We start from the raw sequence: 14,536 nt of genomic DNA on the forward strand, positions 1-14,536 counted from the left end.
GCCCGTACGGTGTCAGCAGCGCTCGACCGGGGTCGCGGCCGTCAGCGGGTAACTCGCGCGGGCGTCCAGAAGCAGCGGGATCAGGGCGCGCAGCGACTGGCGCAGCGGGACGAAGGCCCCGCCGCCCGCGCGGTCGGCGTGGACGGCCACTCCGTGCAGGGCCAGTTCGTCGCGGACGTCGGCGTACTGGCTCGCGTCAAGCCGGTAGCCGCACGGCGGGTCGGTGAGTACGTCCTTAGGCGCGGCGGCTTCGTTGTCGGCGCCGCCGAGGTAGACCGGGCCCCGGTCCAGGAGCCCGCTCAGCCGGGCCGTCGTGGTGGCCTTCTCCACGGCCCGGCGGTGCGCGTCGGTGAAGCCGAAGAGGCCGTCGAGCGCGTCGAGCTGGGAGTCGACCCGGCGCCGGTGGTTGAGGGCCGGGTCGGCCTTCTCCTCGGCGGACAGCGCGTCGATCCGGCTCTCGATGAGCAGGCCGACCGCGTGCTTGACGCCGCTCATGTTGCGCAGGATGCGTTCCTGTCCGTCCCCGGCGGTCTGCCGGACCGGGTCCCCGGTCGCGGGGTCGGTCCAGATGCCGTAGGTGCCGATCGAGTGGCCACCCGCGCGGGCGGCGGGGCGGACGTAGCTCTGTGACAGGGCCTGCGCCTCGCGGTGCACGGCGGGCGCGGTGTTGAGGTTGCGCGGCCAGAGGTCGAAGAGGTCCTTGTCGTAGTAGGGCGGGGTGGCGCCGTACTCGTGCAGGTCGTAGACGAGGTCGGGCCTCAGGTCGCGCTGGATGGCGGCCATCGCGCGGGCCTCCGCCGTCTTCAGGGCGAGGTGGTCCCGGTTGATGTCGACGCCGTCGGAGTTGCCGCGCGTGTCGGCCGCGTTGCCGTCGGGGTTGGCGTCGGGCAGCACGAGGACCGTCGTGCGGGAGAGGAAGGCCCGGGTGCGGGCGTCGCGCGCGTAGGCGAGGTCCCGGACGGTCGTCAGGCAGGCCTCGCGCCCCGAGGGCTCGTCGCCGTGCTGGCTGCACACGAGGAGCACCGTGTTGTTCGTGGTGCGCCGCTCCCCGACGCGTACGAGGGTCAGGGGCCTGCCCTGCTTCGTGGTGGCGACGGTCTCGACCCGGGTGCGGTCGCTGCCCCGGTCGACGGCGGCGAGAAAGGCGGCCTCCTCGGGCTGGGTCGTCCAGTGGGCCCCGGCGCTGCGTTCGAACCCGGTGCGGGGCGGTCCGGCACTCGCGGCCTGTGCGGGGGCGCTGACGAGCGGGGCGGCCAGGGCCAGGGCGGCGATCCCGAGCAGCAGGGCCCTCGCACGGCGCGGACCGCGCCGTGCGCCCTCAGGCCGTATGTCTGGCTCGGGCGCGGCGTCCCCCGCGGGCCGTATGCCTGCCTCGGGACCGGTGTCTTCCTCGGAGTGCGCACGTGCGGGCAACTCGGTGCCTCCCGTTGACGACGCGCGCCGGCCGGTTGCGGCGCGGTGACGCGTGGGGGTGCGGTACGAACACGGGTGCGATGCGATACGGGTACGGAGCGCAAGGTACCGGGGCGGCGGGCGGGGCGGAAGAGGGGCGTCGCGAGCGGAGTTGGGGGCCGGGCCGCTCAGGGGCGCGCGTGGGTGTCGCCCGCGCGCCGGGCTGCGGCGCGGGCACTGCGGGCCCTCGGGAGGTAGCGCAGTCGCTCGGGCAGGGCGGGGACGAGCAGGCGCAGCACGGTGCTGAGGCGCCGCAGCCGCCGCTCCTGCCGCTCGCTCCATTCCAGGCCCAGGGCCGCACGGGCCTCGGGCGGCAGGTAGCCGACGGTCAGGAAGCGGCGCAGCCGCAGGAGAGGCGGGAGCAGGAGGGGCCACAGGGCACGCAGGGCCAGGCGCAGGAGGCGGGGGCCGCGGCCGGGCGGGGGCACCGGCAAGTCCACGGAGAGCAGGTCGTGGACCACCTGGTTCGGGCCGATCTCGGCGGCGAGCACCCGGTGGAAGGTGGGCCAGAACTCCTCGACGGTGCGCGGCAGATCACGTTCGCGCAGGCCGAGGACGCGGCCGACCTGCCGCCACTCCGCGTACAACTGCCGTTCCTGCGCCGGGGTGAGCGGCCTGGCCAGGAGACGCAGGCCGTGCCGGTAGACGGGGAACCCGGTGGCGTGCACCCACGCGTAGGTGTCCGGGGCGAGGGCGCGGTAGGGGCGGCCAAGGGTGTCGGTGCCGCGGATCTCGCGGTGCAGCCGGCGCAGCCGCCGCCCCTCGGCGACCGCCTCGTCCCCGCCGTACACCCACAGTTGTACGGAGGCCAGGGAGCGGGCGCCCCGGCCCCACGGGTCCGTGCGGAAGACGGAGTACTCGTTCACGCCCGCGCCGACCGCCGGGTGCGCGACCTGGAGGATCAGCGCCGCCGGGAGCAGGAGGAGGGAACGGATGTCCCCCGCGACGCTCCACAGCACCCCGCCCGGCGGAGGCGGGACGGGTTCGGGGCGGGAGGCCCGGGAGCTCCGGGAGGACGAGGGCACGGCGGCGGCTCCCTGGGACGACGGCGGGGCGGACGCACCCCAGGTTCCCACCGTACGTCCCGATATGCCCCGCCGACGAGCCGCGCCGGGCCCGCCGCCCGTGGCTACAAGCCGCGTGCGGCGACCAGTGCGGCCACCTCGGAGACCCGGTCTCTCAGCTCCGCCTCCGCCCGGACGCGGGCCGCCTCCAGGCTCGACTGGGGGGACGCCGCGCGCCAAGCCCCGGGGGGCGGTGCGGGCGCCGCGGTCACGATGCCGGGGACCGGGGCGCCCGGGGTCGGTGGCGGGGCGGTCCGGGCCGCGCGGCGCAGGGCGCGGGCGTGCCGCAGGAGGGTCAGCGGCGGCAGCGACAGCGCGAGAAGCGCGGCCTTGGGCAGAACCGAACCCGGGGGAAGCAGGTGCATACCCGTGGGCTACCCGTTCCGGCCCGCGCCGCAACCACCTGTCCGGGGGACACCGGAGCCGGACGCGACGCCGCGCCGAGTGATATCGGGGCGGGCGGCTCGGTGGGGGCGGAGGAACAGCCGGAGCCGGTCGCACCGCCGCGTCGAAGGGACGCCGGAGGCGGTCGCGCGGCCGGGCCCGAGGGCGACGCCGGAGGCGGTCGCGCGGCCGGGCCCGAGGGCGACGCCGGAGGCGGTCGCGCGGCCGGGCCCGAGGGCGACGCCGGAGGCGGTCGCGGGCCCGGTCGCGGGCCCGAAGGGATACGGGAGCAGCCGCGCGGCCAGGCATGGCACCCCGGCCGGACGCGTCAGCACTTCGGCCGTATCGGCCCCCAACCGGCGCCAGCTCCGGGGCCGCGTCAAACCTTCGGCCGGTCGGCCCCCAACCCGGCGCCAGCCCTCCACCCACGTCAAACCCCGGCCGCGTCGGCCCCCAACCGGCGCCGCCAGCCCTCCGCCCACGTCACAACCCCCGGCCGGTCAGCCTTCATGCGGCGTCACCTCCCCGCCCGCACCGCCCCCCTGCCGTCAGCTCCCCGGCCGCGTCAGCATCCGCCATCCCGGCGCGTAGTTGCCGTGCAGGACGAGGGAGGCCGCGCCGACCGCGCCGACGGCGTCCCCGATCACGCTGCGCTGGACGGCGACCTTCCGCAGGGCGCGGGTCACCGAGGTCGTGTTGACGGCCGCCTCGATCTCCTCCAGCATGAGCGGCTCGATGCCGTGCAGGGCCTCGCCGCCGACCACCACCTGGCTCACGTCGAGCATCGCGACGGTGCCGCGCGCGGCCTGGCCCACGCGGCGGGCGGCGCGCCGTACGACCTCCTCGGCGGCCGGATCGCCCTTGCGCACCGCGCGGCGCAGCAGCTTCCAGTCGGCGGACACCGCCCCGGGGGCGCCGCTGAGGCCGATGCGCCGGGCCGCCTCGGCGCCGTGCCGTTCGCTCAGCTCGGCGAGGACGGCGTGCGGCCGGACGTAGGGGCCCAGGCAGTTGTTCGCCCCGCACTGGCACACGAGGGGCCCCGGTTCGACGGCCATGTGCCCGAACTCGCCGGCGTTGCCCGAATCCCCGTACAGAACCGTGTTGTTGAGGACGATTCCGGCGCCTATGCCGGTGCCCATGTAGATGAAGAGGAAGCTGCCCGCACGGGCCCGGCCACCTATCCAGCGCTCCCCGATGGCGGCGGCGGTGGCGTCGTTGTTCATGGCGACATCCATGCCGGTGACCCCGGCGAACATGTCGCGCAGCGGAACCCGGCCCCAGGAGGGGAAGTTGGGCGGGGAGACGACGGCGTCGGCGGGGCCGTCGAGCGGTCCGGGCACCGCGACCCCGAGTCCGAGCAGCCGGCCCGAGCCGAGTTCGGCGCCGGCCACCAGGCGTTTGACGGCCGCCGCGCACCGCGCGACGACGTCCTTGGGGTCGGTGAGCCCGGCGAGCCGGGTACGGCGCCTGGCGAGTACCACTCCGGACAGGTCGACCAGTACGGACACGGCGGCGTCCGGGTCGAGTTGGACACCCACCGCGTAGGCGCCCTCGGGGCGGGGCGAGAGCAGGGTGCGCGGTTTCCCGCCGCCGGAGGGGGCCTGGCCGGACTCCGAGACCAGCCCCGCCTCCAGCAGCCGGCGCACCACGTTGGAGACGGTCTGCACGGTGAGCCCGGTCAGCGGCGCGAGTTCGACGCGGCTCACCGATCCGGCCGTACGGATCGCGTCGAGGACGACCGCCTGGTTGTACCCCCCGACTCTGGGGAGGTTCGTTCCCCCTTGCGTCACCACTCCTCCATCTCCCGGCCCGTACGCCTCCACACGGGTCCCGGTTCACTCGGGTCACCGCAGTGAAGGCATCGGGAGAATACACGGTACGAGCGTTGACTTATTACATCCATTGGATTTAGCTTCGCCGACATGCGTGGGCCGAAACCCCCCTGGGACGAGGGGGTTTCGCCCCGTGACGGGCCCTGCGGGGCCCGCCTCTCCCATGGCCGGACGGGCCCTTTCAGTGGAGGTTCAACGTGCGCACGAGACTTGTCATGGCCACCGGCTTGACGCTCGCCCTGGTGGCGGGGGCGTCGGCCTGCGGTTCCGGATCGGGCGGCTCCGGCGACACCATCAAGGTCGTCTACCAGAAGCAGCTCAACAGCAGTAACAAGGTGCAGCCCAACTACCTGGCCGACAAGGTCAAGAAGTTCGAGAAGGCGAACCCGGGCAAGAAGGTCGAGCTGGTGCCCGTCACGGCGAGCCAGGGCGACTACATGACGAAGATCCAGCTGATGATGCGCTCCCCCGCGACGGCGCCGGACCTGGTGTACGAGGACACGGCGACCATCAGCTCCGACGTGGGCGCCGGATACCTCAAGCCGCTCGACGGCTACCTGAAGTCCTGGGCGGACTGGAAGCAGTACGCGGCCCCCGCGAAGGCCGCGATGAAGTACGCGGCCGACGGCAAGACCTACGGCGTCCCGGACAACACCGACACACGCGGCATCTGGTACAACAAGGAGATCTTCAAGAAGGCCGGGATACCCGTTCCCTGGCAGCCGAAGACCTGGGACGACATCCTCGACGCGGCCCGGAAGATCAAGGCGAAGGCGCCCGGCGTGACGCCGATGAACCTCTTCACCGGCACGGCGGGCGGCGAGCAGTCCACCATGCAGGGTCTGGAGATGCTGCTGTACGGGACACCCGCGGCGGGCGACTCGCTGTACGACTCCAAGAGCCGCAAGTGGGTCGTCGGCAGCAAGGGGTTCAGGGACTCCCTCCAGTTCGTGCGCACCGTCTACGGCGACAAGCTCGGCCCCTCCGTCCAGGACGCCCTGGGCTCCAACTTCGCTGCCTCGGTCGCCACCGAACTGCTCCCGCAGGGCAAGCTCGGCATGGACATCGACGGCTCGTGGATGCCCAACAGCTGGATCCGTACCGGCCCCAAGCCCTGGGCGCAGTGGGAGTCGGTCATGGGGACGGCCGCGATGCCGACGCAGAACGGGCAGGGCTCCGGCAAGGTCAGCATGTCCGGCGGCTGGGCCTGGTCGATCCCGTCCAAGGCGAAGAACCCGGATCTCGCCTGGAAGTTCATGAAGTCCCTTCAGACGAAGTCGGCTTCGGCCGAGTGGAACAGCGTGAACGCCACCATCGCGGTGCGTGAGGACGTCGCGAAGGACCCGGGGTACCTCGAAGCGCTGCCCACCAACAAGTTCTTCAGCGCGCTCGTGCCGCACACCTTCTACCGCCCCGGGCTGCCCGTCTACCCCCAGGTGTCCAGCGCCGTCCAGAAGGCCATGGAGGCCGTGACCACCGGCAAGAGCTCCGTCGCCGAGGCAGCCGCCACCTACGACGGCGCCGTCAAGTCCGCGGTGGGCGAGGGCAAGACCGTCCGGGGCACCCGGTGAGCGGCGCCGTCCTCGCGGTGGACGAGCGGGACGAGGGCGGCGCGCGAGGCGGTCCGCACGCGCGGCCGCCGTCCGGGCGGCGGCGCCCGGCACGCTCGGGGCTGCTGCGCGGCCTGCCGCTGCTGCCCTCCGTGCTCCTCATCGTGGTGTTCCTGGCCGGGCCGATCGCGTACTGCGTGTACTACGCGTTCACCGACATGCAGCTCAGCGGGACGACCGCCACGCACTTCGTGGGCCTGGACAACTTCTCCCGGGCCTTCGACGACCCGGAGTTCTTCGACTCGGTCGTCCTGACGCTGGTCTTCGTCGTCGGCTCGGCCATCGTCGGGCAGAACACGCTCGGGCTCGCGCTCGCCGTGCTCATGGAGAAGGCGTCCAAGCCGGTGCGCTCCCTGACCAGCACCGTGGTGCTCGCCGCCTGGGTGCTGCCGGAGGTGGTGGCCGGGTACATGATGTACGCGTTCTTCTTCCGGCGCGGTTCGCTCAACGCGATCCTCGACGCGCTGCACCTGCCGCAGCAGAACTGGCTGTACTCGCTGCCGATCCTGGCCGTGTGCCTGGCCAACGTGTGGCGCGGCACGGCCTTCTCGATGATGGTGTACTCGGCGGCGCTCAACGACGTGCCCAGGGAACTGGTCGAGGCGGCGGAGATGGACGGGGCCGGGCCGTTCAAACGGCTGTGGCACGTCACGCTGCCCGTCATCCGGCGCTCGGTCATGACCAACCTCATGCTGGTCACGCTCCAGACGCTGTCGGTCTTCGGCCTCATCTACACCATGACCTCGGGCGGCCCCGACAACAAGTCGCAGACCCTGCCCATCTTCATGTACAAGCAGGCCTTCCAGAACAGCCTGATCGGCTACGGCACGGCCGTCGCCCTGGTCCTGCTCGTGGTGGGGGCCCTGTTCTCCGTCGTCTACATCCGCCTGCTGAAGATCGAGGAGAACTGATGGCCCTCGCCGACAGCCCGCCCGCGGCCGAGGCCGAGGCCCCCGCCCCGGCCCTCCCGAGCGGCCGCGCCCCCGGCCGCAGGCCCCGGCGCCGGGCCGGCCGGACGGCCGTCAACCTCGTACTCCTCGTCGTGTCCGCCCTGTTCGTGGTGCCGCTGCTGTGGATGCTGGCGGCCTCGGTCGACTCCTCGGCGAGCTTCCGGCTGTCCGCCCCGGACCTGACCGCCGACAACTTCTCGCAGGTCCTGGACGCGGACACGACCTTCCGCCCGATCCTGAACGGGCTGCTGCTGTGCGGCGGCGGCACTCTGCTGTGCGTGGTGTGCTCGGTCCTCGCCGCCTATCCGCTGTCGCGGTTCCGCTCGCGGCTGCGCCGGCCCTTCCTCTACACGATCCTGTTCACGACGGGCCTGCCGATCACCGCGATCATGATCCCGGTCTACAGCATGTTCGTTCAGGTCGAGCTGATCGACTCGATGCCGGCCGCGACCCTCTTCCTCGCCGCGTCCGCGCTGCCCTTCGGCATCTGGCTCATGAAGTCCTTCATGGACGGGGTGCCCGTCGTGCTGGAGGAGGCGGCGCGCACCGACGGGGCCAACGCCATGCAGATCCTGTGGAGCGTCGTCCTGCCGCTCATGCGGCCGGGCGTCATCGTCGTCACCATCTTCACGTTCATCGGGATGTGGGGGAACTTCTTCGTCCCCTTCATCCTGCTGCTCTCGCCGGAAAAACTCCCGGCCTCCGTCAGCGTCTTCACCTTCCTGAGCGCGCACGACCAGACGCAGTACGGGCAGCTCTCGGCCTTCTCGATCGTCTACTCGGTGCCGGTCGTGGTGCTCTACCTCGTGCTGGCCCGCAAGCTCGGCGGCGGCTTCGCCCTGGGCGGGGCCCTGAAGGGCTGAACCCGCCGCGTCCCCACCGGTCACCCGACCACCCTTCCCCCGGAGTTGGCATGCACAGCGATCCCACCGTCATCACCAAACGCCTCACGCGGATACGCGAGCAACGGCTGCGCCCGGCCGTGCACAGCCCCTCGATCCCGCTGTCGGTCGAGGTGTGGCACGTGCCCGGCGAACCGGTACCGGTCGCCGAAGGACTCGCCGCGCCCTACGAGCCCACGAGGGTCGGCGAGCGCTGGGGCCCGGCCTGGTCCACGAGCTGGTTCCGGGTCTCGGCCGTCGTCCCCGAGGAGTGGGCCGGGCGCCGCCTCGAAGCCGTCCTCGACATCGGTTTCGACACGGACGCCCCGGGCTTCTCCGCCGAGGGGCTCGTGCTGCGCCCCGACGGCACCCCGCTCAAGGCCCTCAACCCGCGCAACTCCTACGTCCCGGTCGCCGACCGCGCCGAGGGCGGGCAGGAGATCGTGCTGTACGTGGAGGCCGCCGCCAACCCGGTCGTCATGCACGACTCCCCCGACCTGAGCTTCGCGCGCACCGCCGCCGGCGACCGGGCGCCGTGGCTGAGCGACGAGCAGGCCGAGCCGGGTGAGCCGCTGTACCGGCTGCGCCGGATGGACCTCGCCGTGTTCGAGAGCGAGGTCTTCGCCCTCGTCCAGGACCTCGACGTGCTCGGCGGGCTGCTGCCCGAACTGCCCGAGCACTCCACGCGTCGCTGGCAGATCCTCGAAGCGGTGGAGAGCGCCCTGGACGCGCTCGACCTCCAGGACGTCACGGGCAGCGCCCCGGCGGCCCGCGCGCTGCTCGCCCCGGCGCTCTCCGCCCCCGCGAGCGCCCGGGCCCACCGGATCTCGGCGATCGGCCACTCGCACATCGACTCGGCGTGGCTGTGGCCGCTGCGCGAGACGGTACGGAAGGTCTCCCGCACCGTCTCCAACGTCACCCACCTCATGGACGAGCACCCCGAGTTCCGGTTCGTCATGTCGCAGGCCCAGCAACTGGACTGGCTGCGCCGTGAGCGGCCCGAGGTGTACGCGCGGGCCCAGGAGAAGGCCAAGGGCGGCCAGTTCGTGCCGACCGGCAGTCTGTGGGTCGAGCCGGACACCAACCTCACCGGCGGCGAGTCGCTGGCGCGGCAGTTCGTGTACGGGAAGCGCTTCTACCTGGAGGAGTTCGGCGTCGAGACGCAGGACATGTGGCTGCCCGACACCTTCGGGTACAACGCCGCCCTCCCCCAGCTCATGAAGCTCGCCGGGGTGCGCTGGTTCCTCACGCAGAAGATCTCGTGGAACACCACCAACCGCTTCCCGCACCACACCTTCTGGTGGGAGGGCATCGACGGCACCCGCATCTTCAGCCACTTCCCGCCCGTGGACACGTACAACAGCGATCTGTCGGGCGCGGAGGTCGCGCACAGCGAGCGGAACTTCAAGGAGAAGGCGCGCACCCACCGCTCCCTGGTCCCGTTCGGCTACGGGGACGGCGGAGGCGGCCCCACCCGGGAGATGCTGGCCCGGGCCGAGCGCCTCGCCGACCTGGAGGGCTCGCCCCGGGTCGCGATCGAGCCGCCCGCGGAGTTCTTCACCCGGGCGCAGGCCGAGTACCCGGACGCCCCGGTGTGGTCCGGCGAGCTCTACCTGGAGTTCCACCGCGGCACCCTGACCAGTCAGCTCGCCACGAAGCAGGGCAACCGGCGCAGCGAACACCTGTTGCGGGAGGCCGAGTTGTGGTCGGCCACCGCCGCCGTACGGGCCGGGACGGAGTATCCGCACGACGCGCTCGACCGGCTGTGGAAGACCGTCCTGCTGCACCAGTTCCACGACATCCTGCCGGGCAGTTCGATCTCCTGGGTGCACCGGGAGGCGGAGGAGACCTATGTCCGGGTGCTCGCCGAGCTGGCGGATCTGACCGAGCGGGCCCAGCGGGTGCTGGCGGGCGGCGGCGCCGGGACGGTGGTCTTCAACGGGGCCCCGCACGGCCGCGCCGGGGTGCCCGCGATGGGCGCCGTGGCGCGTGCGGCGGAACCGGCCCTCGTGACGCCGCGGGCCGAGGGGGACGGCTTCGTCCTCGACAACGGGCTGGTGCGGGTGGTGGTCGACGGTCAGGGGCTGATCACCTCGGCCCGTGACCTCGCGGCCGACCGGGAGGCGCTCGCGCCCGGGGAGCGGGCCAACCTGCTGCAACTGCACCAGGACTTCCCCAACGAATGGGACGCCTGGGACCTCGACGTCTTCTACCGCAACACGGTGCGCGACCTGACACAGGCCGATTCCGTCACGGTGCACGAGGGGGCGGTCCGCGTCGTGCGGAGCTTCGGCGACTCGCGGATCGAGCAGACCCTGAGCCTGCGCGAGGGCGCCCGGCGACTCGACGTCGACACCCTGGTGGACTGGCGCGAGCGGGAGAAGATCCTCAAGGCGGCCTTCCCGTTCGACCTGCGGGCGGCGCACTCCACGGCCGAGATCCCCTTCGGGCACGTCGAGCGGCCCACCCACACCAACACCAGCTGGGACGCGGCCAAGTTCGAGATCTGCGCGCACCGCTTCCTGCACGTGGGCGAACCGGGCTGGGGCGCGGCGCTGGTCAACGACTCGACATACGGACACGACGTGACACGCGATGTGCGCGCCGACGGCGGGACGACCACGACGGTGCGGCTCTCGCTGCTGCGCGCCGCGCGCTTCCCCGACCCGGAGGCCGACCAGGGCGAGCACCGGCTGCGGTACGCGCTCGTGATCGGTGCCTCGGTCCCGGACGCGGTGCGCGAGGGGCACCACCTCAACCTGCCCGAGCGCACCGTCCCGGGCACGGCCGAGGTGGCGCCGCTGGTACGCGTGGACCAGGAGGCGGTGGTGGTGACGGCCGTGAAGCTGGCCGACGACCGTTCCGGGGACGTCGTGGTGCGCCTGCACGAGGCGCACGGCGCGCGGGCCCGGGCGACCCTGACCCCCGGCTTCGCGTTCGGCACGGCAGGGGTGACGGACCTGCTGGAGCGTCCGCTCGACGGCGGGGACGAGGACGCCTGTGAGGCGGTGGACGGTGAACTGCGGCTGACGCTGCGGCCGTTCCAGATCCTCACGCTGCGGCTGACCCGGCGGGGCTGACGGCGCGGCGAGCGAGCACCGGGCGGGCCGGGGCGGTGGTGGTGCACCACCGCCCCGGCCCGCCGCGTGCTTGAGGGGTACCGGTTACTTCTGGGTGGCCGCGTTCAGCAGGTCGAGCGCGCTGTGCTGGCAACTGTGGTTGGAGGAGGTCAACGGGCCGTTCCAGTGCGAACCGTAGATGTCCTGGTCGGTACGGTCGTTGGCGTAGGCGGCGTCGGCGTTGCGGTCGAGCCAGCCGGTGTACGGGTGGTCGTCCAGCCGCGAGTTGAGCGCGCCGAGCCCGCGCACGTACGCCCCCTTGAAGGAGGCTCCGTCACCGCTGCACTCCCCCTCCCCCGGCTCGCGCAGCACCCCGTCGGCGGTGATGTCACCGGAGGTGGTGGAGGCGTCGGCCAGTTCCCTGGCGGTGTCGAGGTAGCCGTTGTCGCCGGTGGCCCGGGCCAGTTCGGTGAGCCCGCCGAGTACCACGCCCTGGTTGTAGGTCCACGCGGTCTGCCCGTTGTTGGCGCAGTCGTCACCGAGACCGTCGTTGATCATCTTCGAGCCGTTGATCATGCCGCTGCCGCTGAACCAGTTCCACTCCGCCTTGGCGCGGTCGAGGTACTGGGTGTCGCCGTCGATGCGGTTGTGCAGGGCCGCGGTGAGCTGGAGGTACAGCTCGTTGGTGATGGCGTTCTTGTACGCCTTCGTCTCGTTCCACTGCACCCCGCCGCCGCACTGGTCGTTCCAGTACTCGGCCATGTGGTCGGCGTCGGCGCGGGCGGTGTCCAGGTACTTGGTGTCTCCCGTCTGGTCGTAGGCGTCGACCCAGGCCAGGCCCCACCATCCGGTGTCGTCCAGGTACTCGTTGGTGAAGTTGCCGCCCTGCGCGTCGATGTTGCGGTCGTGGATCTCGGACACCACCGACTCGTAGCCGGAGTCGCCGCTCACCCGCATGTGGTCGATGAGGGAGGTCACGGCGTTGGCCGAGGTCCACCAGCCGTTGCCGTCGAACAGGGCGGTGTCGCTGTCGTACATGGTCATGAGCCCCGCGGCGGCGGCCGAGGCCCGGGTGTCGGCGGCGGCGGCCTGCGGTCCCGCCGCGGACGCGCTGAGGGGCAGGAAGGCCAGGACCAGTCCGCCGACGGCGGTCGCGGCGGCGAGGGTGCTCTTGCGGGAGAACTTGAGCGGGTTCCTGTGCTGGTTCTTGTGGGGGAAGGACTTCATCACTCTCCAGTCCGGGCGTCCGCCGCTCGGGCGGTCGCCGGGATGAGGTCGGGGGTCCGGTGGTCGCGCGCCGCGTGTGGGGGCGGGTGGTGATCGGTGCGGCTCGCTCCTTTCGCTCCCCGGCCGGGGCGCGGCCGTGCGCGCGGCGAACGGACAACGTTGTCATAACCGGCCGTTCGACGCGGTACAGCTGTCGTCCCGGGGCCACGGGGGCTTTCCGGATGGACCGGGACACGGCGGGACGCGGAGGCGGTAGGGGCGCCTCGCGGACCGGTTCGCCACAACCGGTCGGTCCTGGGGTGTCCCCGGGGAGGTCGCGGGCGGCTCTTTCCTGTCAGCGGTCATCCCCGTACGGCTCCCCCACACGCGGAGAGCGCTCTTCGACGCTAGCCAGGGGTGGTAAGCACGTCAACGGTCCGGACCGGGGCGGTTCTCGGCGCGCGCGTCGGGCCGACCGGGCGGCCCGCGTCGGTCGCCGGAGCAGTGCCCGTGTCAACAGCGCCTGGCCCGAACGGCTTTCGGAGGCTTCGAGGCTTCTGCTCGTCGGCCGCCGGGGCAGGGCGACCGGACCTCAGCCGTCAGCTCCCGGTGAAGGGCTGCCACCGCGCCGCCCGTCGGGATCCGCCGGCCGGCTCCACGTCAGGGCGGGAAGGCTGAGCAGCCCGGGCCGCTCGCCGGGCAGGAGCGAGGGTGCCTTCAGCCGGTCGGCCATCTCCGGTGATCTCGGGCCCGGTCGCGCCTCTCCGCAACACGGCCGGTGTGCCCGGCGCGTGCCGGTCCAGTCACGTCTCGATACGCCGCCAGGCGGTCGGTGACCTGGCGTGCCTCGGCCGCCGCGTACTGGGCCTCCAGCAAGCCGTGCGGGTCTCTGCCGTCCATGGCGACCACCGTAGCCGCGGGCTCCGACACCGACCGGCCCCGCCGAGCGCCGTGGACAGGAGGTGCCGGGCGGCGCCGCCCGGGAGGGTGGGCCGCCCGTTCTGCGCTCAGCCGGCCGCGAGGAGTTCGAGCGTGTCGATCACGCGGTGCGAGAAGCCCCACTCGTTGTCGTACCAGGCGACCACCTTGACGTGGCGGCCGTCGACGCGGGTGAGGGCCGAGTCGAAGATCGAGGAGGCCGGATTGCCCGTGATGTCGGAGGACACGAGCGGGTCCTGCGAGTACTCCAGCACCCCGGCGAGCGGCCCGTCCGCCGCGGCGCGGTACGCCGCCAGCACGTCCTCGCGCGTCACGTCGCGGGCGACGGTCGTGTTGAGTTCGACGATCGATCCCACCGGAACGGGCACGCGGATCGAGTCGCCCGACAGCTTGCCGTCGAGCTGGGGCAGCACGAGGCCGATCGCCTTGGCGGCGCCCGTCGTGGTGGGCACGATGTTCACGGCGGCCGCACGGGCGCGGCGGGCGTCGCGGTGCGGGCCGTCCTGCAGGTTCTGCTCCTGCGTGTAGGCGTGCACGGTCGTCATGAAGCCGTGCTCGATACCGGCGAGTTCGTCGAGCACCGCGGCCAGCGGCGCGAGGGCGTTGGTCGTGCACGAGGCGTTGGAGACGATCGTGTGCGCGGCCGGGTCGTAGGTGTGGCTGTTGACCCCGAACGCGAGGGTGACGTCGGCGCCGGTCGCCGGGGCGCTGATCAGTACCTTCCTCGCGCCCGCGTCGAGGTGGGCGCGGGCGGCCTCGGCCGAGGTGAAGCGGCCGGTCGCCTCCAGCACGATGTCCACGCGGTGCTCGGCCCACGGCAGCCGCGCCGGTTCGCGCTCGGCGAGCACGGAGATGCGCCGGCCGTCGACGAGGAGAGCGTCCCCGTCGACCGTGACCGGGCGGCCGAGCCGGCCCGCCGTCGTGTCGTAGGCGAGCAGCCGCGCGAGGGTCGCGGGCTCCGTGAGGTCGTTGACGGCGACGACCTCCAGGTCGCTGTCGCGTTCGAGCAGTGCGCGCAGCACGTTGCGTCCGATGCGGCCGAATCCGTTGATGGCGATGCGAGTCATGAGTGGTGCTCCTTGTGTCCCTGCGGCTTCACCACCAGGTTCCCGCTCGCGGTCCGCCGGTGACAGCGGCGTGATCGCCAGGGTCCGCAAGG

10 protein-coding genes are annotated in these 14,536 nt (G+C 72.6%); 4 read left to right on the top strand and 6 right to left on the bottom strand.

Going from position 1 to position 14,536, the window contains the following annotated elements; genetic code table 11:
- Positions 1-12: 12 nt before the first annotated feature.
- From AB0J21_RS01925 to AB0J21_RS01940, 4 genes are all read right to left on the bottom strand, one after another.
- Positions 13-1,284 (bottom strand): M14 family metallocarboxypeptidase, encoded by a 1,272-nt coding sequence (locus AB0J21_RS01925; protein WP_363144078.1) that lies wholly within the window; start codon positions 1,282-1,284, stop codon positions 13-15.
- 296 nt (positions 1,285-1,580) lie between these two features.
- Positions 1,581-2,477, bottom strand: coding sequence for an oxygenase MpaB family protein (locus AB0J21_RS01930; RefSeq protein ID WP_363143787.1), 897 nt, complete (start codon positions 2,475-2,477; stop codon positions 1,581-1,583).
- A 104-nt stretch (positions 2,478-2,581) separates the two neighbouring features.
- Positions 2,582-2,881 carry a hypothetical protein gene (locus AB0J21_RS01935; protein ID WP_363143788.1) on the bottom strand — a complete coding sequence of 100 codons (300 nt, stop codon included), beginning with the start codon at positions 2,879-2,881 and terminating at the stop codon, positions 2,582-2,584.
- 567 nt (positions 2,882-3,448) lie between these two features.
- Positions 3,449-4,690, bottom strand: coding sequence for an ROK family transcriptional regulator (locus AB0J21_RS01940; RefSeq protein WP_363143789.1), 1,242 nt, complete (start codon positions 4,688-4,690; stop codon positions 3,449-3,451).
- Between the two features lie 239 nt (positions 4,691-4,929).
- On the opposite strand from AB0J21_RS01940, the gene AB0J21_RS01945 reads away from it, so the two are divergent.
- From AB0J21_RS01945 to AB0J21_RS01960, 4 genes are all read left to right on the top strand, one after another.
- Positions 4,930-6,303 carry an extracellular solute-binding protein gene (locus AB0J21_RS01945; protein ID WP_363143790.1) on the top strand — a complete coding sequence of 458 codons (1,374 nt, stop codon included), beginning with the start codon at positions 4,930-4,932 and terminating at the stop codon, positions 6,301-6,303.
- Positions 6,304-6,404: 101 nt separating this feature from the next.
- Positions 6,405-7,253, top strand: a complete 849-nt coding sequence (locus AB0J21_RS01950) for a sugar ABC transporter permease (protein WP_363144079.1) — start codon at positions 6,405-6,407, stop codon at positions 7,251-7,253.
- Positions 7,253-8,155 carry a carbohydrate ABC transporter permease gene (locus AB0J21_RS01955; protein WP_363143791.1) on the top strand — a complete coding sequence of 301 codons (903 nt, stop codon included), beginning with the start codon at positions 7,253-7,255 and terminating at the stop codon, positions 8,153-8,155. The genes AB0J21_RS01950 and AB0J21_RS01955 overlap by 1 nt, the downstream gene beginning before the upstream one ends.
- A gap of 50 nt (positions 8,156-8,205) precedes the next feature.
- Positions 8,206-11,253 carry a glycoside hydrolase family 38 C-terminal domain-containing protein gene (locus tag AB0J21_RS01960; RefSeq protein WP_363143792.1) on the top strand — a complete coding sequence of 1,016 codons (3,048 nt, stop codon included), beginning with the start codon at positions 8,206-8,208 and terminating at the stop codon, positions 11,251-11,253.
- An 84-nt stretch (positions 11,254-11,337) separates the two neighbouring features.
- Here the strand turns inward: AB0J21_RS01960 and AB0J21_RS01965 are convergent, their stop codons facing one another.
- Both AB0J21_RS01965 and gap read right to left on the bottom strand, forming a co-directional pair.
- Entirely contained in the window at positions 11,338-12,459 is a 1,122-nt protein-coding gene (locus AB0J21_RS01965; RefSeq protein ID WP_363143793.1) for a glycoside hydrolase family 76 protein, read from the bottom strand.
- A 986-nt stretch (positions 12,460-13,445) separates the two neighbouring features.
- Entirely contained in the window at positions 13,446-14,444 is a 999-nt protein-coding gene (gene gap / locus AB0J21_RS01970) for a type I glyceraldehyde-3-phosphate dehydrogenase (protein ID WP_363143794.1), read from the bottom strand.
- Between the last annotated feature and the right edge of the window lie 92 nt (positions 14,445-14,536).

The organism is Streptomyces sp. NPDC049954 (assembly GCF_040656295.1).
GTDB lineage: Bacteria > Actinomycetota > Actinomycetes > Streptomycetales > Streptomycetaceae > Streptomyces.

Excerpts from the sequence above, each read along its gene's own strand:
- AB0J21_RS01935 (WP_363143788.1), bottom strand. The coding sequence starts at position 2,881 with ATGCACCTGCTTCCCCCGGGTTCGGTTCTGCCCAAGGCCGCGCTTCTC.
- AB0J21_RS01955 (WP_363143791.1), top strand. The coding sequence starts at position 7,253 with ATGGCCCTCGCCGACAGCCCGCCCGCGGCCGAGGCCGAGGCCCCCGCC.
- AB0J21_RS01960 (WP_363143792.1), top strand. The coding sequence starts at position 8,206 with ATGCACAGCGATCCCACCGTCATCACCAAACGCCTCACGCGGATACGC.
- AB0J21_RS01965 (WP_363143793.1), bottom strand. The coding sequence starts at position 12,459 with ATGAAGTCCTTCCCCCACAAGAACCAGCACAGGAACCCGCTCAAGTTC.
- gap (WP_363143794.1), bottom strand. The coding sequence starts at position 14,444 with ATGACTCGCATCGCCATCAACGGATTCGGCCGCATCGGACGCAACGTG.